The following is a 25,572-nucleotide window of genomic DNA, read 5'->3' on the forward strand; positions in this document are numbered from 1 at the left end:
GACTGTCCAGTGCCAATCGAAGGTGCCCTGACAATTTCCGGGAGGTATACCGTGCAAGACGGGTCAAATACTGGACTGGATACCTGGCTTTTGCGGGCCGGCATCCTGCTGTTTTTGCTGGGTTTACTGGGAGGCTTCATGCTGCCTCTGATGGAAAACTCCCGCATGGGGCTCAGCAGTCATCTGGAGGGTGTCATGAACGGCACCTTTCTGGTGGTGCTTGGCCTGGCCTGGGGGCGCCTGTCCCTGGGAGCTGCCGTACAAAAGGTGTTGTTTGCTGTGGTGGTCTACGGAACTTATGCTAACTGGCTGGCGACTCAGCTGGCAGGGTTCTGGGGCGCTGGCACAACAATGATGCCCATCGCCGGCGGCGAAATGGCCGGGTCCGCCCTGCAGGAAGGGTTAATAGTGTTCGCCCTGGTTTCGCTGTCGGTCGGAATGATCGTGGCCTGCCTGATAACCCTTTGGGGGCTGCGTGGCGGGAAGGCGTAAAGCCGGCTGCGCAATCGTGGCAGGGAAGCAGCGGCAGCGCTACGCTGCCGCTCTCGGGTATGTCAGTCGATCAGCTCGGCAGTCTGGGTAAAGCCGCGCGGGCTTCGCTTCATGCCGAAGGCATTGATGCCCTTCAACAGGTTCAGTGCCTCGTTCAGGGGATAATCATTGACCAGGATCTGCTGCGCGCTTATCTCAGGGCGGACATCCGGGTTCTCTGTGGTGCTTTCCAGGTGACCTTGCAGATCAGCCTCGGAATAGGCAGCGGTGCTGCGGTCCAGCCTGGTTACCAGGGCTTCTTCCACGGTGATATCCGGTTCAATACCGAAAGCCTGGATAGAGCGCCCGGATGGCGTGTAATAAAGGGACGTCGTCAGCTTGATGGCGCGGTCGTCACTGAGAGGCAGGACCGTCTGCACGGAACCCTTGCCGAAACTGCGATTGCCCATGATGATGGCCCGGCCATGATCCTGCAGAGCGCCGGCAACGATTTCCGACGCCGAGGCCGAGCCCTCATTGATCAGCACCACCAGCGGGGTGTCGCCACCCGGGTTACTGCGGGTGGCTTCAAAGGCCATGTCACTCTCCGACAGGCGCCCCTTGGTGGAGACGATGGTTCCTTCGGAAATGAATGCATCCACTACCGCAACTGAGGCTGGCAGCACGCCGCCCGGGTTATTACGCAGATCCAGTACCAGGCCCTTCAGCTCCTGATTGTCCTCGCGCAGAGATTCGATGGCGTCCACCACCTCGTCGCCGGTATTGGAGCGGAACTGGGCGATGCGGATATAGCCGTAGCCCGGCTCCAGGCTGCGGTTCCTGACGCTGGCTACCGAAATCACTTCCCGGGTGATGGTCACGTCAAAGGGTGCTGGCTGACCGTCCCGTACGATCGTAATGGTCACGTCCGTGCCCGGTTCGCCGCGCATCATGCCTGCGGCCTCTTCGGGTAGTATCTCCTGCAGGGGCTGGCCATCGATACGAATGATGAGGTCGCCCGCCTGGATGCCGGCACGATCGGCAGGAGTCCCATCGATGGGGCTGATTACCCGGATGTAACCGTTTTCCTGGCCCACTTCAACCCCCAGGCCGCCAAACTCACCGGTGGTGGTCTCCTGCAGGCTGTCGTATTCGCTTGCTGCCAGGTAAGCAGAATGTGGGTCCAGTCCCGCCAGCATGCCGCGGATGGCATTCTCCAGGAGCACTTCGTCGTCCACTGGTTCCACGTAGGACATGCGGATTCGGTCCAGCGCCTGGGTAAACATCCGCACCTCTTCCAGCGGTAAAGGGAGCTGTGTTGCCTGTGCCTGCCGTTGCCCGGACGCCGCCAGCGACATACAGGCAGTCACCGCTGCCAGTCCCAGCGTGGTCAGTTGGCGTTTCAAAGACTGCATTTCAATCATGTTATCTGCCCGCTCATAGGAAAGAATCTTCAGCAAAAACCGCTGGTAACCGGGTCGTGTACCGGTGCCTGGTGGCAATGCTGTCTATCGTTTCAGGTTACGTCCTGGCGCGCAATGCCGGTTGTCGCAAATTATACAGGCCTCGGACAACGACCAGCGCCGCCAGTTAAAAATTTCCCGGTGCCAGCCACTCCGCCGGATTCTGCGGCCTGCCATTGTAGCGTATTTCAAAGTAGATGCCGGTTTCCCGTTGCCCACCGCTGTTGCCGGTGGTAGCGATCACCGAGCCAGCTTCGACCCGGCTGCCCCGTTCACGGGTCAGCGTTTCATTGTGGCCGTAAAGGCTCAGGTAGCCATCCCCGTGATCGAGGATGATCAACAGACCGGAGCCTCGCAACCAGTCGGCGAACACGACGCGACCACCGTGCACGGCACGGACCGGACTCCCTGCGGTGCCGCCGATGAGAATGCCCTGGCGCTGCAGATCACCGTTGCCGTAAGGTTCGTTGAAGCGGGCCAGCAGCGAGCCTTCGCCAGGTAACGGCAGCTGGCCTTTGCGTTGTGCGAAGGGCTCGTCACTGCCGGGCACCGGGGCGGTTTCCATGGCCTGTTGCACCTGGTCGATCAGCGTCTGCAGGGCCTCGCGGTCGGCAAGCAATCCCTCCAGCTCCCGGCCGCGCAGGTCGATGGCTGAGTCCAGCTCGGCTAGCGCCTGCTGGCGGACCAGCCGTTCCTGTTCCAGTTGGGCAAGCTGGGCATCGAGTGACAGCTGCTCGGCGCTGAGGCCGCGATTGACTGACTCGAGTTCCCGTTCGGTTGCGGACAGGCTGGTAAGGGTGAGTTGGTACTCACGTACCTTCTCGAGTCGGTCCTGGTTGATCAACTGATAGTAGTAGAGCATTCGCGCCGCTTCCGCAGGGTCGTTCTGGTTCAACACCAGCTTGACGGTACTTTGCGAGCCTTCCCGGTAAGCAGCGCGAACCAGCTGTCTGATCAGTGTCATCTGCCCGGCCTGCTGAGTAACGAGAGCCTGCTGTTGCTGTTGCAATGTCTGCAACCGGGTTCTGCCTGCGGCAATGAGCTGCCGGGTGTCTGCGATGCGGCTGGCGAGCAGGGCAAGGCGCTGTTCCGCTTCCTGCAGGCGGGCTTCGGCCGCAGGGCGTTGTTGCCTGGTCTGTTCCAGCCAGGCCTCGATCCGACCGATTGCCTGATTTATCTGAGCGAGATCTTCCTCTGCAGGTGCTGACTCGGCTGCTGTCAGGCCACCCGGCAGGCCGGCTCCGAGCAGCAGGGTGACCAGTAGCCGGAGCAGGCAGTCGGGAAGCGGCGCTGCCACCAGGCAGGTCTCTGTTAACCCGCCGCGTGCCGGGCGGGATCATCCGGATCCGCCAGCAGGCAGTGACCGGTCATTTCGGCCGGTGCCGAGAGCCCCATCAGGGCAAGCAATGTCGGCGCGATGTCACACAGAGCGCCCTCGCCGTCAAACACCCTGTTCCGGGTGCCAATATAAACCAGAGGAACGGGACCGTTGGTATGGGAGGTCAAGGGCTGCCCCGTTTCGTTGTCGACCATCTGTTCTACGTTGCCATGGTCCGCCGTCACCAGCAGTTCGCCGTTCACTTCCCGAATTGCCGCGACAATTCTGCCCAGGCACTGGTCCACCACTTCCACGGCCTTGATCGCTGCCGAAAAGTCTCCGGTATGACCGACCATGTCGCCATTGGCGTAATTACAGATGATGGCGTCAAACTGTCGGGAGCGAATGGCTTCCACCAGCCTGTCGGTAAGCTCGAAGGCGCTCATCTCCGGTTTCAAGTCGTAGGTTTTCACTTTCGGTGAGGGAATCAGGATGCGTTTTTCGTTGGCAAAGGGCTCTTCGCGTCCACCATTGAAAAAGAACGTCACGTGGGCGTATTTTTCTGTTTCCGCAATACGGAGCTGGGTCCTGCCCTGTTCTGCCAGGTATTCCCCCAGCACATTCTTCAACTCCTCGGGCGGGAAAGCGCAGGGTACATCGATATCAGCCGCGTATTCGGTCAGGGTGACAAAGGCCGACAATGCCGGGCACTCCTGCCGCGTAAACCCGTCAAAGCCGGGGTCTACGAAGGCCCGCGTCAGCTGTCGAGAGCGATCGGCGCGAAAGTTCATGAAAATGACGCAGTCGCCATCCGATACCGTGGCTGCGGGCGTGTCAGCACCGGCCACCAGAGTGGGCTGGACAAATTCATCGTCCTCATCCCGCTGGTAAGCGGCGGCGAGGGCGCTTTCCGCGCTGTCATAACAAAAGGGTGCCTGACCCTGGGTCAGCATGTCGTAAGCCAGCTGCACCCGGTCCCAGCGCTGATCGCGGTCCATGGCATAGAACCTTCCCGCGATGGAGGCGATGCGACTTTCGCCCTTGCCGCGCAGGAGAGCTTGCGCCTTACGCAGCGATTCCAGGGCGCTGCGCGGCGGGGTATCCCGGCCGTCCAGGAATGCGTGCAGGTAAATACGTCCGGCCCCACGCTTGTGGGCCAGTTCGATCATGGCGAAAATCTGCTCTTCGTGGCTGTGGATGCCCCCTGGCGAGAGCAGTCCGAAAATGTGAACTGCTCCATCGCCGGCGATGGCCTTGTCGACAGCCTGGCCCAGGGTCGGGTTGGTAAAAAAATTGCCATCTTCGATAGCCTTGTCGATTCTGGTGAGGCTTTGGTAGACAACGCGCCCGGCGCCGAGGTTCATGTGTCCCACTTCGGAGTTGCCCATCTGGCCCTCCGGCAATCCCACTGCCAGCCCGGAGGTGCGCACCAGCGTATGAGGTTCATTCTCCCAGAGCTGGTCCCAGACCGGAGTATTGCCGGCATGAATGGCATTGTGTTCCGTCTGCTCGCGGTAACCCCAGCCGTCGAGGATCAGCAGCAGGGCAGGATGTTTCTGAAGTTCGGTCATAGGGCGATTGTCCCGGATTTCATCGAAAGAGTAAGCATGAGTAACAGATTGTCAGGTCGTGTTGTGCGATGCGGGTAAGCACGGCGTTTGCGTCTGAGTTCCACAGTATTCCGCGGAACCCCCGCCTTTCCCCGAGTAGGGCCAGATTATACTCCAGGGAAGCTTAGAATAAGTACTGCGATGCCTGGGGGCCCCTGTTCGGAGCTTCCTTTGAAGTCCACTTGAAACTTCTTTCAGGCTGTCCGGACGTGTATACTGCTCCCCTTTTTGAGAGTGGCCTCTACAGCAACCGGCTGCAGAGGCCCGCACAGTGTTGTTGAGGTCCGTACTGAAGTGGATTTTGAGCGGTTCATAGAATTTATTGGCAACCACCCGCTGTTGTTCGGTCTGTGGCTGGTGCTTGTGGTTGCAATATTTATCCAGCATCGCTCCCGGGCCAGCAAGGCGGTCGGCCCGCAGCAGGCAGTCAGGATGATCAATCGCGAGGACGCAGTGGTGTTGGATGTGCGGGATAAGAAGGAATTCGATGCCGGCCACATAGTGGATGCCATCAATATTCCATCCAGCAAGCTAAGCCAGCGCCTCACCGAATTGAACAGGCACAAGGAGAAGCCGCTGGTGGTCGTGTGCAAGATGGGGCAGCACTCCGGCGAGGCCTGCAAGACTCTGCAACAGGCGGGGTTTGAGCAGGTTGTCAGGCTGTCCGGCGGCATTGCCGAATGGAAAGCACAGTCGCTTCCGCTGGTACAAAAGTAAATCCATCAACCTAATATCACCAATTTGTTCAACCGCGAGCGCAAGTAACAGGATAACCCATGGCAGAAAACGAACAACCCAATGAACAGGCTGCAGCCGCCCAGCAGGAAGAGCAGCAGGGGCCAAATTTTTCCCTGCAACGGCTGTACCTGAAAGACGCTTCTTTCGAGTCGCCCAACAGCCCTGATTCGTTTCGTGGTGGCCAGTGGCGACCGCAGATCACTTTCGATATAAAGAGTCGCAACAGCAAGCTGCAGGACGAGTTGTACGAGGTGGTCCTGATTCTGACCGTCGAGGCCAAGCAGGAAGACAAAGTGGCCTTTCTGGTTGAAGTTCAGCAGGGTGCAATTTTCACCTGCCGGGGGCTGGAAGAGCCGCAGCTGGAACAGGTGCTGGCGACGGTCTGTCCCAATATCATGTTTCCCTATGCCCGTGAAACCATAGACGCGATGGTCGTCAAAGGCAGTTTCCCTCCGCTGATGCTGGCGCCGGTGAATTTTGAAGCGCTTTATGCCCAGAGCAAACAGCACGAAGCCCAGCAGGCTGCCGCCAGCAATGGTAACGGAAATGGCGCGGCACCCGAAGGCGGGCAAGCCTAGAACTGATCAGGCGCCCCCTTCAAAGCCCAGCTGCCGCCAGGCCTCATAGATTACCACCGCAGCCGAATTGGACAGGTTGAGGCTGCGGCTTTCCGGTAACATGGGGATGCGCAGAATGTGCTGGTCGCCCAGTTGTTCGCGGATTTCAGCAGGCAGGCCCCGGGTTTCCGGACCGAATACCAGGTAGTCGTCCGCCTGGTAGTTGACCTGGTGATAAGCCAGCCTGCCCCGCGTACTGATTCCGAAGATTCGCCCGCCGGCCGCAAAGGCCAGAAAACTCTGCCAGTTAGCGTGTTGCCGTACCCTGCTGAATTCGTGGTAGTCGAGCCCGGCCCGCCGCAGTCGTTTGTCATCCAATTCAAAACCAAGGGGTCTGATCAGATGCAGGCTGGCGCCGGAATTTGCCGCGAGGCGGATAATATTGCCCGTGTTGGGCGGAATCTCAGGTTCGAAAAGAACTAGGTTAAGCACAGGTCAGGTTACCGCCTGGGTAGGAAAGCCCGTAAGCTTACCCTGACGGCGACAGACAGGCCAGCGCGTCCCGGCCTCAGTTCGTTGCGTTCTGGCCGTCTTCAAGTTCCTTGATTTTGCGGGTCAGCGTGTTCCTTCCCCAGCCGAGTAGCGCAGCGGCATCGCGTCGCCGACCGGCCGTATGCTTCAGTGCCACGTCGATCATGGTTCGCTCGAACATCGGTACCGCCTGATCCAGAATCGAGGAGTTGCCCAGGGCCAGTTCCTGGTCAGCCCAGGCCTCCAGTGCCTGGGTCCAGCTGCCAGAGTCGCCGCGCTGGACTTCCTGCTCGGCAAACTCCGGCGGCAGATCGTTCAGATGCACTTCACGACTGGAGGCCATGACTGTGACCCAGCGGCAGAAATTCTCCAGCTGGCGGACATTGCCGGGCCAGTTCAGGTTGGCCAGGTACTGCTCGGTCTCCGGCCGCAGGACTTTGGGTTCCACGTTAAGCTCTTTGGCCGCCTGGCGCAGAAAGTGGCGGGCCAGCTGTGGGATATCCTCCCGGCGATCGCGCAGTCGGGGGATGTGAATGCGAATAACATTCAGGCGGTGAAAAAGGTCTTCTCGAAATTGGTGTTCCCGCACCAGCTTTTCCAGATCCTGGTGCGTAGCCGCGATAATCCGCACATCCACCTTGCGCGGAGTGTGACCGCCGACCCGGTAGAATTCGCCGTCTGACAGCACGCGTAACAGGCGGGTCTGGGTATCTGGCGGCATGTCGCCGATTTCGTCCAGAAACAGTGTGCCGCCATCAGCCTGTTCGAAACGGCCCACACGCTGCGCGGTAGCGCCGGTGAAAGCCCCTTTCTCATGGCCGAACAACTCCGATTCGATCAGCTCTTTGGGTATGGCGGCCACGTTGAGTGGGATGAAAGGTCTCTCCCGACGCGGGCTGTGGCGATGCAGGGCATGGGCCACAAGCTCTTTGCCGGTACCGGATTCGCCATTGATAAGCACTGAGATATTGGATTGCGACAAGCGCCCGATGGCGCGAAAAACCTCCTGCATGGCAGGTGCTTCGCCGATAATCTCCTGGGCCTTGTAGGTGCTTTCCGGCTGTTCGCTGATGCTTTTCTTGCGGGTGTGATCCAGGGCCCGCTGGGTCATTGCCACCGCTTCGTCGATATCGAACGGCTTGGGCAGGTACTCGAAAGCCCCCCGGCTGTAGGACGAGACTGCGCTGTCCAGGTCAGAATGGGCAGTCATGATGATGACCGGCAGAGAGGGGTACTGTTGCTGGATATTGGAGAGTAACTCCAGGCCATTGATGCCGGGCATTCGAATGTCGCTGATTATGGCGTCTGGCTGGGACTGCTCCAGTCTGTGAAGAAGCTCGTCTCCGGTTTCAAAAGACTCGGTATCCAGGCCTTTTTTCTCCAGGGATTTTTCCAGCACCCAGCGTATCGAACGGTCATCGTCCAGAATCCAGACTGAATTGTTAGCGCTCATTGGCTCTTCATACCTCTTGAACTTAATTGTCGTCAGGTAACGGTATGGTGATGGTGAATACCGTTGACCCCGGCTCGCTATCACATTCGATAATGCCGTCGTGTTGATTGATGATCGATTGTGCGATTGACAAACCCAGGCCGGTTCCCTCGGCCCGCCCACTGATCATGGGATAAAACAAAGTCTCGGCAATACTGTCGGGTATGCCGGGACCGTTGTCTGAAATTTCTATGCTCGCCACCAGGCGGTGCAGGACGCTGCCAATGGTTATATTGCGCAGCACCCGGGTTCTCAGGGTGATAATGCCCAGGTCATGCTTGACCGAGGGGCTTTCAAGGGCCTGTACCGCGTTGCGCACGATATTCAGGACCGCCTGAATCAATTGCTCCTTGTCACCCCGCACGGCCGGGATGCTGGGATCATAGTCCTTCACCAGCTCTATGGCCCGGTCGGTGAATTCTGCGCCTACCAGGCTGGCGACCCGTTCCAGTACCTCGTGGATGTTGAGGGGCTGGATGTCCAGCATCTTTCGTGAACCGCTGAGACGGTCCACCAGATTACGCAGTCGGTCCGCCTCCTGAATAATGACGTCGGTATAGTCCTGCAACTCTGAGTCCGGTAATTCCTGGGCCAGCAGCTGCGCGGCGCCGCGAATTCCGCCAAGCGGATTCTTGATCTCGTGAGCCAGGCCCCGAACCAGTTCGCGGGTGGTCGCCTGGGTGGACAGCAGGAATTCGTCACGGCGGATTCGCTGTGAATAATGTAGCGAGTGTATTTCCATCATGAGCTGCGCCTGGTCATCGTCCTCGATGGAATTGATGGTGTAATCAACGACTATGGTTTTTCCCGAAAGCAACCTGAACGACGCGCGATGTTTGGTGAAGCTGGAGCGTTTTTCCTGCGCCTCTTCAATGCTCCTGATGTCTTCATCTGCGCCCAGAAGCACGTCCGACAGGGTCAGCTTGGTCGCCTGCTTGCCACTGATTTCCAGCAGCGCCTCCGCCTCCAGGTTCAGATAGCCGATGCGCAGGTCCCCATCCAGCAGCAGCACGCCGGTTTTGAGCTGATCCAGCAAGTGTCTGTTCTGACTGCTCAGGGTCACAATCCAGTCCTGTTCCTGCGGGCGAGGCTGACGAAATGCCTAATCAATGAGGCTATGCAATAAACAAACCAAATCTCTGATACTGCTTCAATCAGAGACAGTTACCTGATTTCCGGTGCATTTCGGGCCACTATCGGGACACGTTTCACCTCAGCTGGCGGAGGAAGTGGCGGTCCGCCCTGCATTATGCACTAAAATGGTGCTAATGATGTTTTTTTCAAGTGCATTGATGGGTGATTGATCCGTCCCGTGACTGATTCGGGTGCCCGCTGCGACGGTGCGTTACGCAGAGAGGCAGGCCTCTGGGCCGACTTGGTGCTGGGGGTTAAATCAGGCGCTGGATTGTGCCTGTGACGGGCGGACTGGCAAAAGAAAGCCCGGGCACTGCCCGGGCTTTCCTGGTTTCACTGCCTGATCAATCAGGGATTACAGGCTGTAATACATATCAAACTCTACAGGGTGAGTGGTCATGGCCAGACGCACACAATCCTCACGCTTGAGAGCAATGTATCCATCGATCAGGTCATCGTCGAAAACGCCACCGGCCTTCAGGAATTCCCGGTCCTGATCCAGGGAGTCCAGGGCTTCCTCCAGACTGCCACAAACCTGAGGAATCAATGCTTCCTCTTCTGGAGGCAGATCATACAGGTCCTTGCTGGCGGGTTCGCCAGGGTGGATCTTGTTCTGGATGCCGTCAAGGCCAGCCATCAGCATGGCGGCAAAGAACAGGTAAGGGTTGGCCGTCGGATCGCCGAACCGTACCTCGATACGGATGGCCTTGGGGTTGCCGCCCATGATGTAGGGAATTCGAATAGCTGCAGAGCGGTTTCTGGACGAATAAGCCAGCAATGTCGGCGCTTCAAAGCCCTTTACCAGACGCTTGTAGGAGTTGGTGGAGGCGTTGCCGAAGGCATTCAGAGCCTTGGCGTGCTTGATGATACCGCCAATGTAGTAAATGGCTTCATCAGACAGGCCTGCGTAGCCTTCTCCGGCAAATACGTTTTTGCCGTCCTTGAAGATGGACTGGTGACAGTGCATCCCGCTGCCGTTGTCGCCAACCAGCGGTTTGGGCATAAATGTCGCAGTTTTGCCGAAAGCGGCGGCGACGTTGTGTACACAGTACTTCAGGATCTGGGTTTCATCGGCCTTGGCAACCAGGCTGTTGAACTTGGTACCGATCTCGTTCTGACAGGCATTGCCCACCTCGTGGTGATGCAGGTCGATTTCCAGTCCCATTGCCGCCATGGTTTCGCTCATAGCGCAGCGCAGGTCGTGGGCTGAGTCTACCGGGGGGACCGGGAAGTAGCCGCCTTTGACCCGGGGTCTGTGGCCCATGTTGCCGCCTTCGAATTCAGCACCTGAAGTCCAGGCCGCTTCCTCGGAATGCAGCTTGTAACTGGCACCTTCCATATCGGCAGTCCAGCGTACGTCATCAAAGACGAAGAACTCCGGTTCCGGGCCGAAATAGGCGGTGTCACCGATACCGGTGGTTTTCAGGTACTCTTCGGCGCGGCGGCCTACCGAGCGAGGATCGCGGTTGTAGCCCTGCATGGTCTTGGGTTCGATGATGTCGCAGCGGACGTTCACCTGAGGCTCGTCAGCAAAAGGGTCCAGTACTGCGGTGGAATCGTCGGGTTTCAGGATCATGTCGGATTCGTTGATACCTTTCCAACCGGCTACAGAGGAGCCGTCGAACATCATGCCCTCAAAAAACTCCGCATCGATTCGATTGGACGGGAACGTTACATGCTGTTCCTTTCCCTTGGTATCTGTAAAACGGAGGTCAACCCACTTTACATCGTTCTCTTTGATTAAATTAAGCGTCTTTTCAGACATTCCTGATCCTCCGTGTGATCAATCTGATAGGTTCGTTTACTATTGGTTTAATATTGAAGTCCCGTCAGCCTCTCCCCCCGCGGGTAGAGCAATGACTGGTGTCCTCCAGTACCTCTATTCAAGAAGCGAATCGTAAGGCTCAGTGATTGGCTTGCCTTGAGTCCCAAGAGTGGAGCAAAATATATGCCATAACGTGGTAACTTAAAAGGCCCGTATTTCAGGGGCTTATCGGGACCGGCGCGTTTAAAATGCACAACAATGGAGCATTGAATCCCGAGTCGCACTATTATAATGCAGAGCTCGGATAATTAGTAATGCAATAGAAAAAAAGGCCGGGCGCCGGCAGCCCATAAATTCCTCGCAGCCACGTCTGTGAACCCCCTGTTCTCCCGTTTTCGTCTGTCAGAATCCCATTATGTTGTTTGTAGTCAAATTGTATCCAGAAATTACCATCAAGAGCCGCCCGGTACGCAAACGGATGGTGCGCATGCTGCGCAAAAACCTCAGGCGCCTGTTGAGGGAGATCGGCGCCGAAGTAACTGTGGCCGGTGGCTGGGATGCGATTGATATTGAAACCTCTTCCGATGACGAAAATCTGCTCAATCGGGTGTGTGAGCGATTGCGGTGCACCCCGGGGATAGCGCAGTTTCAGATAGTAAGGCGCCATCCCCTGCAGGATCTGGACGCCATAGTGGAGGCCTGCCTGCCGGTCTACGCTGACCGCCTGGCCGGCCGTACCTTTGCCGTGCGCTGCAAACGTCAGGGTAAGCACCCTTTCAGTTCGGTGGATGTGGAGCGCCATGTGGGTGCGGCATTATTGCAGCAGACCGGTGCAGCCGGCGTTCGTCTTAAAGACCCCGATGTAACGGTGCAACTGGAGATTCGCCAGGATTTTGTTCATGTGGTTGAGCAACAACAACCCGGCATCGGCGGGTTTCCTCTCGGCGCCGTGGAACCGGTACTCTCTCTTATCTCAGGAGGTTTTGACTCGGCCGTATCCAGTTACCTGTGTATTCGCCGTGGATTGTTGACCCACTATTGTTTTTTCAACCTGGGAGGCAAGGCCCATGAGCTGGCAGTCAAGGAGGTGGCCCTGTATCTGTGGATGAAGTTCAGCGCGTCTCATCAGGTACTCTTTATTACCGTTCCATTCGAACCGGTGGTGGCAGAAATTCTTGCCAGGGTGGAAAACTCCCAGATGGGAGTGATACTGAAACGTATGATGATGCGGGCTGCCTCGCGGTTGGCGGACGAGATCCACGCCCAGGCACTGGTTACCGGAGAAGCGGTAGCGCAGGTTTCCAGTCAGACACTGCCGAATCTCAAGGTTATTGATGGTGTCACCGATAAGCTGGTGCTGCGTCCCCTCATCGTGTCAGGCAAGCAGGATATTATCGATCTGGCCCGGGAAATCGGCACTGAGCAGTTTTCCAGTCAGATACCGGAATATTGTGGCGTCATTTCCGACAAGCCTACGACCAAGGCCCGTCCCGAGCGTATTGCCCGGGAAGAGGAGCGCTTCCGGATGGATCTGCTCGACCAGGCGGTAAACAATGCCCAGGTACAACTGATAAGCCAGGTAGCCGAAGACCTGGCGAATCCTCAGCAGGCAATCCGGGTGGAAACCGAGTTAAAGCCAGGTGCCATTCTTATCGATATACGGCATCCGGACGAACAGGAGCGCGCTCCGCTGTACCTGCAGCAAGGCGCGGACGTGGAAGTACTGCAGGTACCGTTTTACCAGCTGCAATCTTATATGGAAGGCAAGGATCCTGAGGGCGACTATCTGCTTTACTGCGACAGGGGCATGATGAGTCGCCTGCATGGGGCGCACCTGGCAGATCAGGGCTTCATAAATGTCGGTGTCTATCAGCCTGTTGCGGCCTGAGGGCCAGTGCCTCATTCCGACTTTGTGCTCCCGCACGGGGTTTGTTCTGACTTGCGTCAGGGCGGGGTATTCTGGTTCTGGTTGTTGTTTAAGTTCTTTTTAGAGTTCTTTTTCTAGACCGCACCACCTCGGAGGAAGCTGCCGTCGGAGCAACGCGCATCCCTCCGGGATTCCCTCCCTCGGTCAGGAGCCCGCAAGCGGTCTTCTTCGGTCAGTCGGTGCTGCGTTTTGATCGCTCCGTCGCCAGCTTCCCCCGGACTGGTGCTCGGTGCGAGATTCCAATCACTGAGTAGTGATGCGAGGGTGCGACAGCACTTTCTTCGCAGCTTCGTCTGCACATCGATTTGCAATCACTTCCGTCTCTTTCGAGGTCGCTGAATAACGAGAGCCACTTGCTGCAAGAGTTCTTTATCAGTCAGCGTTCATTTTCGAGACCGCACCAGCCCGGGGGAAGCTGCCGTCGGAGCAACGCGGATCCTTCCGGGATTCCCTCCCTCGGTCAGGAGCCCGCAAGCGGTCTCCTTCGGTCAGTCGGTGCTGCGTTTTGATCGCTCCATCGCCAGCTTCCCCCGGACTGGTGCTCGGTGCGAGATTCCAATCACTGAGTAGTGATGCGAGGGTGCGACAGCACTTTCTTCGCAGCTTCGTCTGCACATCGATTTTCAATCACTTCCGTCTCTTTCGAGGTCGCTGAATAACGAGAGCCACTTGCTGCAAGAGTTCTTTATCAGTCAGCGTTCATTTTCGAGACCGCACCAGCCCGGGGTAACCTGCCGTCGGAGCAACGCGGATCCCTCCGGGATTCCCTCTCTCGGTCAGGAGCCCGCAAGCGGTCTCCTTCGGTCAGTCGGTGCTGCGTTTTGATCGCTCCGTCGCCAGCTTCCCCCGGACTGGTGCTCGATGCGAGATTCCAATCACTGAGTATTAATGCGAGGGTGCGACAGCACTTTCTTCGCAGCTTCGCCTTTACATCGATTTGCAATCACTTCCGTCTCTTTCGAGGTTGCTGAATAACGAGTGTCACTTAGTGCCAAGGTGTGGTCGGCAGGGGCTTCTGTGGGCTGCAATCAAGGACCAGCGCTGAACGGCGAAAAATGACCGTTTTCCAGGGCATTTTTCAGAGTGAAGGCACCCGGGACGGGCGCGGTCCGCAGCACACAGAAGCCCCTGCCGGCCACGCCGCTCGAAGCCACCACACATGCCCTAAACGATACCCCGAAGCCACCACACATGCCCTGAACTATACCCCCAAAGCCACAACCCGCGCCCCAATCTGCCTGCTGATCAGAAATTTGCCGATTACCGTGACCAACAACACCACTTACCGGCAGGGCACTCAATTAGACACTCCCCAGCCTGATGAGGGAACGATCAGCGAGTCGTCACTGGTTCTTTCGGGCGAATCGTGTATACTCGCCGCCTTTTGTGAGGGGGCCGCAACGGCCGCCAAAGTACCCGCCTGGCAGGGGCCTTCCAAGCAGTGATAGAGAAGATCAGAAATATAGCGATCATCGCCCATGTTGATCACGGCAAAACCACCCTGGTCGACCGACTTTTACAGCAGTCAGGCACCCTGGAGACCCGGGGTAAATCCATCGATCGGGTGATGGACTCCAATGATCAGGAGCGGGAACGCGGCATCACGATCCTGGCCAAGAACTGTTCGATCACCTGGCAGGGATATCGAATCAATATTGTCGATACTCCCGGCCACGCCGATTTTGGTGGCGAGGTGGAGCGGGTGATGTCGATGGTCGACAGCGTGCTGTTGCTGGTTGACGCAGTCGAGGGGCCGATGCCCCAGACCCGGTTCGTTACCCAGAAGGCCTTCGCGGCGGGCCTCAACCCCATTGTGGTCATCAACAAGGTGGATCGTGATGGTGCCCGGCCGGATTGGGTTTTGAATGAGGTTTTCGACCTGTTCGACAGGCTTGGAGCCAATGAAACCCAGCTGGACTTCCCGGTTATCTATGCATCGGCGGTCCAGGGGATTGCCGGCTACGAGGACGACCGGCTGGCCGATAATATGGAGCCGCTGTTCGAAACTATTGTCAGGAATGTGCCACCCCCAGAGGTGGATCGGTCCGGTCCCTTCCAGATGCAGATCAGCGCGCTGGACTACAGCAGCTATGTCGGGGTGATTGGTGTCGGTCGGATTACCCGCGGGCGCGTAAGGCCCAATATGTCCGTGACGATCATTGATCGGGAAGGGCACACGCGCAAGGGGAAAGTCCTGCAGGTCAAAAACTATCTGGGCCTGGAGCAGATCGATGTCCAGCAGGCGGAAGCCGGCGAAATAGTCTGTATCAGTGGTATCGACAAACTGCAAATCTCCGACACCCTGTGCGACCCGGACCATGTGGAGGCGCTGCCGCCGCTGACAGTTGATGAACCCACCATCAATATGACTTTCCAGGTTAACGATTCGCCATTCGCCGGGCAGGACGGAAAATACATAACTACCCGTAATATCAAGGAGCGGCTGGAGCGCGAGCTGCAATATAACGTTGCTCTGCGGGTTGAACAGGGTGAAACACCGGACAAGTACCGGGTATCCGGGCGCGGTGAACTGCATCTATCGGTGCTGATCGAAACCATGCGCCGGGAAGGCTATGAACTGGCCGTGTCCCGACCCGAAGTGATCGAACATGAAATCGACGGCGTCAGGCAGGAACCCTTTGAGGAACTGGTCATCGACTGTGATGAGGTAAATCAGGGCAGTGTGATCGAGGAACTGGGTAAAAGGCGGGCTGACATGCGGGAAATGATGCCCGACGGCAAGGGCCGGGTGCGCATGACCTTTATCATTCCCACGCGGGGGCTGATCGGCTTCCGCTCGCAGTTTCTCAGCATGACCTCCGGCAGCGGTATCATGACGCATATTTTTGATCATTACGGAGTTGTGAAGACAGGCGAGATTGCCGGTCGCAAGAACGGCGTGCTGGTTTCCATGGTAACCGGTAAAACCCTTGGCTATGCGCTTTTCAATCTGCAGGAAAGAGGGCGCCTGTTCGTGGGACCCAACGTGGAAGTCTATGAGGGTATGATCGTCGGCCTGCACAACCGGGAGAACGATCTGGTGGTGAATCCCACCAAGGCAAAACAACTCACCAATGTCAGGGCTTCAGGGACCGACGAAAATATCATACTCACTCCGCCGGTGATTCACAGCCTCGAACAGGCCATGGAATTCATCGAGGATGACGAGCTGGTTGAGATTACGCCTCACCATATCCGCCTGCGCAAAAAGTACCTCACAGAAAACGAACGCAAGCGCCACAGCCGCGGCAGCCAGGCGAGGGGTTAGAGCCTTTTAGTGAATGGCGGATACAGATCAAGGGCCCGGGGCACACGGTGAGTTTCTTGATCTGAGGTTCTCTGGGGTAATATTGGCAACCTCGACGTCTTGTTATCCCAGGAATTTATGCATTGAGTGGGATAACCCGGTGACACCAAAGTAACCAAGAGGGAAATCGTGCTGGTCCTGTATCCTGAACTGAAACCATACAATCGCCAACAGCTGCGCGTGTCCGAAATCCATGAGCTCTACCTGGACGAGGCAGGCAATCCTGACGGCATTCCGGTACTTTTCATCCATGGCGGTCCGGGTAGCGCCTGCGACTTTGCCTCACGTCGCTACTATAACCCCGAGTTGTACCGGATTATCACCTTCGATCAAAGGGGTTGCGGGCGCTCTACACCCCATGCGGAACTGCAGGAAAATGACACGGAAAGCCTGATCAGTGACATCGAGGCAATCCGCTGCTTTCTTGGTATCGACCGTTGGGTGCTGTTCGGGGGGTCCTGGGGTTCAACGCTGGCCCTGCTGTATGCGCAGAAATATCCCGACCATGTCATGGCAATGGTGCTGCGCGGCATATTCCTGTGTCGAAGAGCGGACCTGGACTGGTTGTACGTGCAGGGTGCGAGCCGCGTGTTCCCGGATCACTGGCGGGAGTTTGTTGAGTTCATCCCCGAGAATGAACGGCATAATCTAGTAGAGGCGTATTACCGTCGACTAACCGGGCGTGATGAGCTGGCCCGCATGGCCGCGGCCAAGTCCTGGGTCAGCTGGGAAATTCACTGTTCCAGGTTGCGGCCCGGTGCCGACGTGCAGAAGCTGGTTTCCAAGCAGCACAATGCGCTGGCCATGAGTCGGATCGAAAGCCATTTTTTTGTCAATAATGGTTTCATCGATGAAAATCAGATTTTGCATAACCTGTCTAAAATAGAGCACATACCGGCGAAAATTATTCACGGGCGCTACGATATGGTCTGCCCCCTGGACAATGCCGCGGTGCTGCACGAGCGCTGGCCAGCCTCGGAGTTGTACATCATTCGGGACGCCGGCCATTCCGCCTCGGAGCCGGGCATTACCGACGCGCTGGTTCGCGCTACCGGCGAACTGGCCGACGAGCTCAAGGAAGCCTAGGCGGTACCGGTGCGGCGAGCATTCCAGTGATTGTTCTTATTCAGCGGGTTAAGCGCGCCAGTGTCGTCGTGGCGGGCGAGACAGTCGGCGCTATCGGACAGGGCATCCTTGCCTTTGTCGGGCTGGAGAAGCAGGACTCGGAAAAAACAGCCGAAGAGGGCCTGGATCGAATCCTGGCCTACAGGATTTTTGCCGATGATGAGGGCAGGATGAACCGGAGTCTGCGGGATATTGACGGCGGCCTGCTTCTGGTTTCTCAGTTCACCCTGGCAGCGGACACCCGGAAAGGGCTGCGTCCCGGTTTTTCATCAGCCATGCCGCCTGCTGCCGCCGAAGCACTCTACGATCATTTGCTTGCAGCTGCGCGTTCCCGTCACGGCAAAGTTGCAAGTGGGTGCTTTGGTGCCGACATGCAGGTGGAACTGGTCAATGACGGGCCAGTGACTTTTATTCTTTAGCCCCTTGAGACTGAACCCAAGGCCTTTCCAGTCCTGCGACTTAACGGGCTCGGATTTTTCTGCACGGAATCAGCTGGCGGCTCCGCCGGCTTCCTCTTTCTGCTCCTCCTTACGCTGACGCTTGCGCACCAGCTTACCGGCCAGAATACCCACTTCGAACAGCGCCCACATTGGCAGGGCAAGCATCGATTGGGTGAACGGATCCGGTGGTGTCAACAGCATCGCCACGACGAAACACCCAACAACCACGTAGGGCCGTTTGGCGGTCAGAGACTCGGGTTCTGCGAGGCCTGCCCAGATAAACAGGAATACCGCAATCGGCACTTCAAAGGCCAGTCCGAATGCGAAGAAGATAGTCAGGGCAAAACTCAGGAAGCTGCTTATATCAGGTGCTACCGCGATACCTTCCGGCGCCACGGAGATAAAAAAACCAAAAACTATACCGAAAAGTACATAACGAGCAAAGGCGATGCCCAGGTAAAAGAGGGCGACGCTGGAGATAAAAAGCGGCATGGCCACTGCTTTTTCGTTCTTGTACAGGCCCGGTGCCACGAACGACCAGAGCTGATACAGGATGTAAGGTGCGGCGATCACTGCCGCCGCGTAAAAAGTCAGCTTGAACGGCGCAAAAAATGGTGAAGTGGGGTCGATCGCGATCATGCTGGAGTTTTCCGGCAGGGCAGCGATCAGTGGGTCGGCGATAAAGACGTAGATTTCATTGGCAAAAGGGAAAAGGCACAGAAAGATGACAACAACTGCCACCAGGGCCTTAAGAATCCGATCACGCAGTTCAATCAGGTGATCGATAAGAGTCAGTTCTTTTTCCTCTTCAGCAGATATCATGACTTGTCACCCGCATTGCCGGATCTGGATTGCCCACTCTTGCTGAACTCTTCTTCAATCTCCTGTTTGCTGGCTTTCACTTCCCGGGAAATATCGTTGACATAGCTGACTGCCTGCTGGATTTCGCTTTTGATGGTTGCCTCGGGCTTGTCGTTAGTGCCTTCGGCGTCGTTTTGCTTATCAGCCTGGGAGGCCGTCGGCCCGGGACCGTTTTCAGAACCGCTGACAGCGCCGGTGGTGTCGGTCTGCCGGGGCTTGCCCGGGTCTGAAGTCGCCGCCTTTTCTATATCGCTGGCAAATTCCTTGGCCTGCTTCTTGGCATCCTCCACTTCGGCGAGAATCGACTCGTTGTGCAGCTGCCGTCTGATTTCATCGGCGTTCAGCTCCCGCTCCACATCAGCTTTGATCTTGTGAAAGCTTCGGCGAAAGCGCCCGACCCACAGGCTCGCGGTCCGGACAGCGGAGGGCAGTCGTTCGGGGCCGATGACCAGCAGGGCGACGACGAAGATGACAAGTAGTTCCGATGGACCAATATCAAACATAGACCAGACGCCAGGGTTTCCGGAAGGGTGAGGGCCAACTGGCCTGCCGGCCAGTCAGCGAGTGTAATTTATGGATGAATCGGGGAAGAACGACGGCGGTCAGCTTTTCGCCGCAGTGTCGGAGGTCTTGTCATCATCCGTTTCGGCTGTTTCCGACTTTTCGACGTTCTCCTCCTTGTCGTCATCACCCTCATCGTCCTTCATGGCGGTCTTAAAGCCCTTCAGAGCACCACCAAGGTCGGAACCAAGGTTACGTAACTTCTTGGTACCAAAAAGCATCACCACAATAAGCAGGACGATTAACAGCTGCCAAATTCCAATACCACCTAAGCCCATGTGTTACCTCCAAAACAGGCTTTCGGGCAGACTGGTTGCCGGGCAGCAACCGATTCCCGAAGCCTGTGAGTTCCCTATTGGTTAGTTCGCGACGCTTTTTCGACAAGGCCGGATATAGTAAAGCGTTTTTCCAGTTCCTCCAACACTTGCCTGGCGTCAAGATCCAGATGACTCAGCATGACCATGCTGTGAAACCACAGGTCAGCAGTTTCCTTTACCACTTCCAGGCGCCTGCTGTCCGAAGCGTCCTGTTCACAATCTTTTGCCGCCAGCACGGCTTCCACGGCCTCTTCACCCACCTTCTCCAGAATCTTGTTGAGGCCTTTGCGGTGCAGGTCTGCCACGTAGGAGTCAGGAGCATCCGCCTGTTTGCGCTGTGCCAGAATGGCTGTCAGTTGTTCAAGAATGTCGCTCATAGTTTGATCGGCCTGGGGCTGGCGGTTCAGCTGCCGCCGTACATCTGACTGGGATCTTTGATCACCGGATCCACACTCTGCCACTGGCAGTTGACCAGTTTCTGATAAAAACAGCTTTCCCGCCCGGTATGGCATGCCACCCCGCCCACCTGTCTGACCAGGTAGCAGACCGAATCATTGTCGCAATCGAGGTAGATATCCACAAGCTCCTGAATGTTGCCCGACTGCTCTCCTTTTCGCCACAGGGACTGTCGGGAACGGGACCAGTAGACTGCCCGCTTTTCCTGCACCGCGGTCTGTAAGGCCTCCCGGTTAAGCCATGCCTGGGTAAGGATGCGCTTACTGACATGGTCCTGGGTAATGACCGGCACCAGCCCTTGCGCATCCCAGTTAACCTGGTCGAGATAATCGTCAGTCATTGTGTTATCCGCCGGGGAGCCTCTGAACGGCCGCCCGTAACCTTGATGAACAATAGCACGCTAGTATAACGGAACCGTGACAGCATGGTGAGTCGGCTGGCATTCTTTGCTCAATCTCTACGCACCAGTAACCACAATCCGCCAAGGGCCAGCAGTAGTGTGGCCAGCGGCAGGTCGGCGACAGCTGCCTGTGCCGTCGGGTGAGTCGAAGCCAGGGCCGCCGCGAGAAACACTGAGCCGGCCAGCAATGAACGGCTGCGGCGCGCGGATTCCTTTTGCTTTTCCAGCAGTCGCTCATTCCGCAGGGTAGTGTTGATTTCGCCAAGCTGGCGGGTCTCGCGAATGGCATCGATCGAAAGTTGCGGAAGATCAGGCAGTTGGTCGATCCAGTCCGGTATGTTCTCTCGAAGCCGCGAGAACAGGGCAACCGGGCTCAGGCGGCGGGCGTTCCACTTCTCAAGGTAGGGCAGGGCTGTTTCCCACAAATCCAGTTCCGGATAGAGCTGTCGTCCCAGCCCTTCGATGTTCAGCAGGGTTTTCTGCAGGAGCACCAGGGAGGGTTGCACTTCCATATTGAAGCGCCCTGCCGTGCGGAACAGTTGCACCAGCAGTTGGCCAAAGGAAATGTCTTTGAGGGGTTTTTCAAAAATCGGCTCGCACACCGTGCGCATGGCGGCCTCGAACTCGGTAATCCGGGTCTCCTTGGGAACCCATCCGCATTCCACGTGCAGCTCGGCTACCTTGCGGTAGTCCCGTTTGAAGATGGCCAGCAGGTTCCTGGCCAGGTAAAGCTGGTCCGCCGGGCTGAGCGAGCCGATAATGGCGCAATCAATGGCGATGTACTGAGGCTGGTCAGGGCGCTCCGGATTAACGAAGATATTTCCCGGGTGCATATCGGCATGGAAGAATCGGTGTTCAAACACCTGGGTAAAGAAAATTTCAACGCCGATTTCGGCCAGCCTTTTCAGATTGACACGCCGTTCCCGAAGAGTCCTGATGTCTGACACCGGAATGCCATAGATGCGTTCCATCACCAGCAGGTTGCGGCGGCTGTATTGCCAGTAAACCTTTGGCACGTATAACTGGGCGGAGTTTTCAAAGTTGCGCCGCAATTGCGTGGTATTGGCGCCTTCGGACAGCAGGTTCAATTCGTCGAAAATGATCCGCTCGTAGTCGTCGATAACCTCCACCGGGCGCAGCCGCTTGCCGATGGGAATGCGGTTCTCGATATGGATCGCCAGCCATTTCAATAGCGTGATATCGGCGCGGATGGTTTTTTCGATGCCAGGCCGGATAACTTTGACGACCACTTCCTCCCCGGTCTTTAACCGGGCTGCATGGACCTGGGCAATAGATGCGGAGGCCAGCGGTTCCAGGCTGAGTTCGCTGAATATGTCGTTGGCGTGCGTGTCCAGGGACTGGCTGATGAGCGCTTCGATGCCGGGAGAATGGAAGGGCGGGACATTGTCCTGCAGCCCCTGCAGGGCATCGGCCAGGCTGGGCTCCAGGAAATCCCGCCGTGTAGACAGCAACTGGCCGAACTTGATGTAGATGGGCCCCAATTCCTCGAGCGCCAGACGCAGGCGCTGATGGCGGTTGAGCCGCAGGGTGTCCTGATGGGTCCAGGGCAGGCCGTGAAGTCGCAGGTACAGCTTGATGAGAAAAGTGCCACGGCCACGCAGGTAGTCACCCAGCCGGTATTTGGCAGCGACATTCAGTATCTTGAGCAGGCGCAGGAATTGAGTCACGGTGATTCAGCTATCCTTCCGGCCTCTGGCGCCGCCGGTCGATTCCGCTGGCCAGCCGCTGCACTCTGGCCTGGAGCCGATCCAGACGCAGGCGCAGATCATCCAGGCCCTGGTCAAAGGCTTCCACCTGATGCAGCGGGGGCACCAGCCGGCTCTCTTCGTGCAGGTATTCGTCCAGGTTGCGTCTGGCGCTGTCAGCCGTTTTGCGGGTAAAACTCCTGAGGCCATCGAACAGCTGCTGCAGGCCCTGGACAGGTACGTCTCCAATGACCTGCGAGAGTGGCTCCTGCCAGTCAATCTCCATGGCCGCGAACAGCCGGTAGACCGACTGTACAAACTCCACATCGCCGCTGATCTGGATAGCCGGGTTCACCAGTGAGCGGGTGTCTGACCTGTCGGTGAGCAGTCGCAGCATGGCCAGGGCGGAACCGCTGATGCAGGCGTCCTCGCCACGGGATGCCGTAAATGGCGGGCCCGCGGCTGGAGATTCCCTTGTACCAGTGAAGTCAGCACTTCCAGTTTGCGCGCCCATCGGGTCGGGAGAGTCCGCCGGTCCGTCCCGGTCAGGCAAGGGGGCCGGTGGATCAAAACTTAAAATAACGCTGCCGGGGTAGAAGTGCAGGTAAATGGACAACGTCGGCACGGTGACCTGTATCAGCAGAATTCTGCCGGCATGCCGGGAAATGCCTTCGGCCAGCCTGATATCCTGGGCGATGCAGCGATTGACCAGGGTTTCAAAGGGTAGCAGCAGGCTTGAGGACCGGGGGGCCATCGACATTATCTGTTCCGTTGCGTGAATGTTAAGAGGCTGGCGAATAACTCAGTTACTGGTTTCCACTGGCTTGAAGCCAAGGTGAATAGCGCAGACACCGCTCATAATGTTGTGATAGCGGGTATCCACGAAACCGGCATCCGCCATCATCTGCCGCAGTGTGTCCTGGTCGGGATGCATGCGGATGGATTCCACCAGGTAGCGGTAGCTCTCACTGTCTCCCGTCACCAGCTTGCCCGCCACCGGCCACAGGGCTGAATAGGCATCATAGGCTTTGCCGACCAGCGGATTGGTGGGCCTGGAAAATTCCAGAATCAGCACCCGACCGCCTGGTTTGAGGGTCCTGTACATGGATCGAAGGGCGGCATCCTTGTCAGTGACGTTCCGCAGGCCATAGGCGATACAGATACAGTCGAAGCTGTTGTCCGCGAAGGGCAGCGCCTCGGCATTAACCTGGCTGAAGACAATATTGCTGGTGGCGCCGCTATCGATGATCCGGTCGCGTCCCACCTGTAGCATGGAGGCATTGATATCGGCCAGAATCACCCGGCCGGAGGGTCCCACCAGGCGGGAAAATTTCAGGCTCAGGTCGCCCGTACCACCAGCCAGATCAAGTACCGTCTGGCCTGGCCGCACGGCACTTAACTCTATGGTGAAGCGCTTGACCAGGCGGTGTGTGCCCAGGGACATGATGTCGTTCATGACATCGTACTTGCCGGCTACAGAGTCGAAGACTGCCGCCACCAGGCTCTTTTTTTCCTCCACCGGCACGGTCCGATAGCCGAAATGGGTGGTCGATTCTTTTTCATCCGGCCTGTCAGGGGTTTCGATCATAGCTTCAGGACTGCCCGGCTGACGGGTCTTCAGATTTCAGAGGTTCAATACTAACCACCTGGGTTCCGGGAGGCAATGGCTCCCGCGAGGCCCCGGCGGCACGCAGTTTTGCCAGGTATTCAGACCAGTAGTGTTGTTTGCGTTCGCCCAGCTCGCGCAGGTAATCCCAGCTGTAGATCCCCGAGTCGTGTCGATCATCGAAGACCAGGCGGATTGCGTAGTTGCCGGTAGGTATCAGGCCGGTGATCTGTACCTGTTTCTTCCCGGTCTGCAGGACTTCCTGACCCTTGCCGTGGCCCCGGACCTCAGCCGACGGGGAATAGACCCGCAGAAATTCAGCGGTCAACTCAAAACGCTCGCCATCCCGATAAGACAGCTCAAGGATGCCGGATTTCCTGTGCAGCTTGATGTCGGACGGTACGTTGTCAGAGGCCATGTCGGTTGCCGGCAGGTCAGAGTATGAAGCGGCTCAGGTCTTCGTCCCTGGCCAGCTCGCCCAGCTGCCGGTCAACGTATTCCGCGTCTACCACCAGTTCACTGTCGCCGCTGACTGCCAGGTCTGAGGCACTGAAGGAAACCTCTTCCAGCAGCCTTTCCATTACCGTGTGCAGGCGCCTGGCGCCGATGTTTTCCGTGCGCTCGTTAACCTGCCAGGCAGTTTCAGCGATTCTGGCAATGCCATCCTCGGTGAACCTGAGCTGCAACTCCTCGGTCGCCAGAAGTGCCCGGTATTGGTCAGTCAGGGAGAAGTCAGGCTCCACCAGGATGCGCTGAAAGTCCTCGCTGGTCAGCGGGTCCAGCTCGACACGGATAGGCAGCCTGCCCTGTAGCTCCGGTATCAGGTCGGACGGCTTGGACAGGTGAAATGCGCCGGAAGCGATGAACAGAATATGATCGGTTTTCACGCTGCCATACTTGGTGGTTACCGTGGAACCCTCGATCAGGGGCAACAGGTCCCGCTGCACTCCTTCTCGCGAAACGCTGGCGGACCCCTGTTCATGCCGGGTCGTCACCTTGTCAATTTCATCGAGAAACACGATGCCGGTCTGTTCGGCCGCCACCACCGCCCGATTCTTGATATCGTCCTCGTTGACCAGCTTGGCGGCTTCCTCGTCCTTGATCGCCTTGAGGGCCTCTTTGACCGTCATGCGGCGGGCACTTTTCTTGCCGGAGTTGAGGTTCGAGAACATGTTGCGCAGCTGGCTGGTCATGTCCTCCATGCCCGGCGGTGCCATGATTTCAAAGCCGACCGAGGATTCTGTCAGCTTGACTTCAATCTCCTTGTCGTCGAGTTCGCCTTCCCGCAGCTTCTTGCGGAACATCTGTCGCGTCGCGGACTGCCCCGGATCGGGTTCCGAATCGCCAGTCCGCGCCTGGGGCAGCAACACGTCCAGGACACGTTCTTCGGCAAGATCCTCGGCCCGGTGCTGGACCTTGTTGATCTCCTCTTCGCGCAGCATCTTCACGGACACATCGACCAGATCCCTGATGATGGACTCCACGTCGCGCCCAACGTAGCCTACTTCAGTGAATTTGGTGGCTTCCACCTTGATAAAGGGGGCATGGGCCAGTTTTGCCAGGCGGCGGGCGATCTCGGTCTTGCCGACGCCGGTGGGCCCGATCATGAGAATGTTCTTCGGGGTGACCTCGTTTCTGACGCTTTCATCCAGGTTCATACGTCGCCAGCGGTTGCGCAGTGCAATGGCTACGGCTCGTTTGGCTTCCTTCTGACCGACAATGTGTTTGTCCAGTTCCGAGGTGATTTCTCTTGGTGTCATGGTAGACATACAGCTAATACCTATTCA

General features: G+C 57.5%; 24 protein-coding genes and 1 pseudogene. 8 read left to right on the top strand and 17 right to left on the bottom strand.

The features are described from left to right. Positions 1-51 precede the first annotated feature (51 nt). Positions 52-492, top strand: coding sequence for a hydrogenase (locus tag R3F50_08360; GenBank protein MEZ5490318.1), 441 nt, complete (start codon positions 52-54; stop codon positions 490-492). 62 nt (positions 493-554) lie between these two features. Here the strand turns inward: R3F50_08360 and R3F50_08365 are convergent, their stop codons facing one another. The 3 genes from R3F50_08365 to gpmI form a co-directional block, all read right to left on the bottom strand. Beyond that, entirely contained in the window at positions 555-1,895 is a 1,341-nt protein-coding gene (locus tag R3F50_08365; protein MEZ5490319.1) for a S41 family peptidase, read from the bottom strand. Positions 1,896-2,061: 166 nt separating this feature from the next. Beyond that, a complete protein-coding gene (locus tag R3F50_08370) occupies positions 2,062-3,231 on the bottom strand; it encodes a peptidoglycan DD-metalloendopeptidase family protein (GenBank protein ID MEZ5490320.1) in 1,170 nt (389 codons plus the stop codon). A 14-nt stretch (positions 3,232-3,245) separates the two neighbouring features. Continuing rightward, positions 3,246-4,823 (bottom strand): 2,3-bisphosphoglycerate-independent phosphoglycerate mutase, encoded by a 1,578-nt coding sequence (gene gpmI / locus R3F50_08375; protein MEZ5490321.1) that lies wholly within the window; start codon positions 4,821-4,823, stop codon positions 3,246-3,248. 333 nt (positions 4,824-5,156) lie between these two features. On the opposite strand from gpmI, the gene R3F50_08380 reads away from it, so the two are divergent. Both R3F50_08380 and secB read left to right on the top strand, forming a co-directional pair. After that, complete coding sequence (locus R3F50_08380) at positions 5,157-5,579, top strand: rhodanese-like domain-containing protein (protein ID MEZ5490322.1); 423 nt, start codon at positions 5,157-5,159, stop codon at positions 5,577-5,579. Positions 5,580-5,638: 59 nt separating this feature from the next. Further along, positions 5,639-6,178 (top strand): protein-export chaperone SecB, encoded by a 540-nt coding sequence (secB, locus tag R3F50_08385; protein MEZ5490323.1) that lies wholly within the window; start codon positions 5,639-5,641, stop codon positions 6,176-6,178. A 6-nt stretch (positions 6,179-6,184) separates the two neighbouring features. On the opposite strand, the gene trmL is transcribed toward secB, so the two are convergent. The 4 genes from trmL to glnA all read right to left on the bottom strand — a co-directional run bounded on the left by trmL (position 6,185) and on the right by glnA (position 11,079). After that, positions 6,185-6,649 (bottom strand): tRNA (uridine(34)/cytosine(34)/5-carboxymethylaminomethyluridine(34)-2'-O)-methyltransferase TrmL, encoded by a 465-nt coding sequence (trmL, locus tag R3F50_08390; GenBank protein MEZ5490324.1) that lies wholly within the window; start codon positions 6,647-6,649, stop codon positions 6,185-6,187. A 76-nt stretch (positions 6,650-6,725) separates the two neighbouring features. Next, positions 6,726-8,141, bottom strand: coding sequence for a nitrogen regulation protein NR(I) (gene ntrC, locus R3F50_08395; protein ID MEZ5490325.1), 1,416 nt, complete (start codon positions 8,139-8,141; stop codon positions 6,726-6,728). Between the two features lie 22 nt (positions 8,142-8,163). Next, positions 8,164-9,243 (bottom strand): nitrogen regulation protein NR(II), encoded by a 1,080-nt coding sequence (glnL, locus tag R3F50_08400; GenBank protein MEZ5490326.1) that lies wholly within the window; start codon positions 9,241-9,243, stop codon positions 8,164-8,166. A gap of 426 nt (positions 9,244-9,669) precedes the next feature. Further along, positions 9,670-11,079 (bottom strand): type I glutamate--ammonia ligase, encoded by a 1,410-nt coding sequence (gene glnA, locus R3F50_08405; GenBank protein ID MEZ5490327.1) that lies wholly within the window; start codon positions 11,077-11,079, stop codon positions 9,670-9,672. Between the two features lie 415 nt (positions 11,080-11,494). On the opposite strand from glnA, the gene thiI reads away from it, so the two are divergent. The 5 genes from thiI to dtd all read left to right on the top strand — a co-directional run bounded on the left by thiI (position 11,495) and on the right by dtd (position 17,857). Then, positions 11,495-12,967: a tRNA uracil 4-sulfurtransferase ThiI gene (gene thiI, locus R3F50_08410; GenBank protein MEZ5490328.1), complete on the top strand. Its 1,473-nt coding sequence runs from the start codon at positions 11,495-11,497 to the stop codon at positions 12,965-12,967. Between the two features lie 1,094 nt (positions 12,968-14,061). Next, positions 14,062-14,451, top strand: a complete 390-nt coding sequence (locus tag R3F50_08415; GenBank protein MEZ5490329.1) for a hypothetical protein — start codon at positions 14,062-14,064, stop codon at positions 14,449-14,451. Beyond that, positions 14,448-16,274, top strand: a complete 1,827-nt coding sequence (gene typA, locus R3F50_08420) for a translational GTPase TypA (protein MEZ5490330.1) — start codon at positions 14,448-14,450, stop codon at positions 16,272-16,274. Before R3F50_08415 ends, typA begins: the two co-directional genes overlap by 4 nt. A 168-nt stretch (positions 16,275-16,442) precedes the next feature. Further along, positions 16,443-17,399 (top strand): prolyl aminopeptidase, encoded by a 957-nt coding sequence (gene pip / locus R3F50_08425; protein ID MEZ5490331.1) that lies wholly within the window; start codon positions 16,443-16,445, stop codon positions 17,397-17,399. A 26-nt stretch (positions 17,400-17,425) separates the two neighbouring features. Next, positions 17,426-17,857: a D-aminoacyl-tRNA deacylase gene (dtd, locus tag R3F50_08430; protein ID MEZ5490332.1), complete on the top strand. Its 432-nt coding sequence runs from the start codon at positions 17,426-17,428 to the stop codon at positions 17,855-17,857. Between the two features lie 69 nt (positions 17,858-17,926). Here the strand turns inward: dtd and tatC are convergent, their stop codons facing one another. The 10 genes and pseudogenes from tatC to hslU all read right to left on the bottom strand — a co-directional run bounded on the left by tatC (position 17,927) and on the right by hslU (position 25,554). Beyond that, positions 17,927-18,700 carry a twin-arginine translocase subunit TatC gene (tatC, locus tag R3F50_08435; GenBank protein MEZ5490333.1) on the bottom strand — a complete coding sequence of 258 codons (774 nt, stop codon included), beginning with the start codon at positions 18,698-18,700 and terminating at the stop codon, positions 17,927-17,929. A gap of 311 nt (positions 18,701-19,011) precedes the next feature. Then, positions 19,012-19,242: pseudogene (gene tatB / locus R3F50_08440) on the bottom strand (Sec-independent protein translocase protein TatB). 99 nt (positions 19,243-19,341) lie between these two features. Then, the gene (gene tatA / locus R3F50_08445; GenBank protein ID MEZ5490334.1) at positions 19,342-19,578 is read right to left on the bottom strand and encodes a Sec-independent protein translocase subunit TatA; all 237 of its coding nucleotides are present in this window, start codon (positions 19,576-19,578) and stop codon (positions 19,342-19,344) included. A 74-nt stretch (positions 19,579-19,652) separates the two neighbouring features. Next, entirely contained in the window at positions 19,653-19,994 is a 342-nt protein-coding gene (locus R3F50_08450; GenBank protein MEZ5490335.1) for a phosphoribosyl-ATP diphosphatase, read from the bottom strand. A gap of 26 nt (positions 19,995-20,020) precedes the next feature. Then, positions 20,021-20,413 carry a phosphoribosyl-AMP cyclohydrolase gene (gene hisI, locus R3F50_08455; GenBank protein ID MEZ5490336.1) on the bottom strand — a complete coding sequence of 131 codons (393 nt, stop codon included), beginning with the start codon at positions 20,411-20,413 and terminating at the stop codon, positions 20,021-20,023. A gap of 110 nt (positions 20,414-20,523) precedes the next feature. Beyond that, positions 20,524-22,161, bottom strand: a complete 1,638-nt coding sequence (ubiB, locus tag R3F50_08460; protein MEZ5490337.1) for a ubiquinone biosynthesis regulatory protein kinase UbiB — start codon at positions 22,159-22,161, stop codon at positions 20,524-20,526. 10 nt (positions 22,162-22,171) lie between these two features. Continuing rightward, a complete protein-coding gene (locus tag R3F50_08465; GenBank protein ID MEZ5490338.1) occupies positions 22,172-22,939 on the bottom strand; it encodes a hypothetical protein in 768 nt (255 codons plus the stop codon). Between the two features lie 42 nt (positions 22,940-22,981). After that, a complete protein-coding gene (gene ubiE, locus R3F50_08470) occupies positions 22,982-23,767 on the bottom strand; it encodes a bifunctional demethylmenaquinone methyltransferase/2-methoxy-6-polyprenyl-1,4-benzoquinol methylase UbiE (protein MEZ5490339.1) in 786 nt (261 codons plus the stop codon). Between the two features lie 4 nt (positions 23,768-23,771). Next, positions 23,772-24,203, bottom strand: coding sequence for a DUF971 domain-containing protein (locus R3F50_08475; protein MEZ5490340.1), 432 nt, complete (start codon positions 24,201-24,203; stop codon positions 23,772-23,774). Between the two features lie 16 nt (positions 24,204-24,219). Further along, the gene (gene hslU / locus R3F50_08480) at positions 24,220-25,554 is read right to left on the bottom strand and encodes an ATP-dependent protease ATPase subunit HslU (protein ID MEZ5490341.1); all 1,335 of its coding nucleotides are present in this window, start codon (positions 25,552-25,554) and stop codon (positions 24,220-24,222) included. Positions 25,555-25,572: the final 18 nt, after the last annotated feature.

Source organism: Gammaproteobacteria bacterium, assembly GCA_041395725.1.
Taxonomy (GTDB): domain Bacteria; phylum Pseudomonadota; class Gammaproteobacteria; order Pseudomonadales; family Pseudohongiellaceae; genus NORP240.

Bases quoted from the DNA above. Each gene is read 5' to 3' on its own strand.
- R3F50_08365 (MEZ5490319.1), bottom strand. From the start codon at position 1,895: ATGATTGAAATGCAGTCTTTGAAACGCCAACTGACCACGCTGGGACTG.
- gpmI (MEZ5490321.1), bottom strand. From the start codon at position 4,823: ATGACCGAACTTCAGAAACATCCTGCCCTGCTGCTGATCCTCGACGGC.
- secB (MEZ5490323.1), top strand. From the start codon at position 5,639: ATGGCAGAAAACGAACAACCCAATGAACAGGCTGCAGCCGCCCAGCAG.
- ntrC (MEZ5490325.1), bottom strand. From the start codon at position 8,141: ATGAGCGCTAACAATTCAGTCTGGATTCTGGACGATGACCGTTCGATA.
- glnA (MEZ5490327.1), bottom strand. From the start codon at position 11,079: ATGTCTGAAAAGACGCTTAATTTAATCAAAGAGAACGATGTAAAGTGG.
- thiI (MEZ5490328.1), top strand. From the start codon at position 11,495: ATGTTGTTTGTAGTCAAATTGTATCCAGAAATTACCATCAAGAGCCGC.
- R3F50_08415 (MEZ5490329.1), top strand. From the start codon at position 14,062: ATGACCGTTTTCCAGGGCATTTTTCAGAGTGAAGGCACCCGGGACGGG.
- tatC (MEZ5490333.1), bottom strand. From the start codon at position 18,700: ATGATATCTGCTGAAGAGGAAAAAGAACTGACTCTTATCGATCACCTG.
- tatA (MEZ5490334.1), bottom strand. From the start codon at position 19,578: ATGGGCTTAGGTGGTATTGGAATTTGGCAGCTGTTAATCGTCCTGCTT.
- R3F50_08450 (MEZ5490335.1), bottom strand. From the start codon at position 19,994: ATGAGCGACATTCTTGAACAACTGACAGCCATTCTGGCACAGCGCAAA.
- hisI (MEZ5490336.1), bottom strand. From the start codon at position 20,413: ATGACTGACGATTATCTCGACCAGGTTAACTGGGATGCGCAAGGGCTG.
- R3F50_08465 (MEZ5490338.1), bottom strand. From the start codon at position 22,939: ATGTCGATGGCCCCCCGGTCCTCAAGCCTGCTGCTACCCTTTGAAACC.
- ubiE (MEZ5490339.1), bottom strand. From the start codon at position 23,767: ATGATCGAAACCCCTGACAGGCCGGATGAAAAAGAATCGACCACCCAT.
- R3F50_08475 (MEZ5490340.1), bottom strand. From the start codon at position 24,203: ATGGCCTCTGACAACGTACCGTCCGACATCAAGCTGCACAGGAAATCC.
- hslU (MEZ5490341.1), bottom strand. From the start codon at position 25,554: ATGTCTACCATGACACCAAGAGAAATCACCTCGGAACTGGACAAACAC.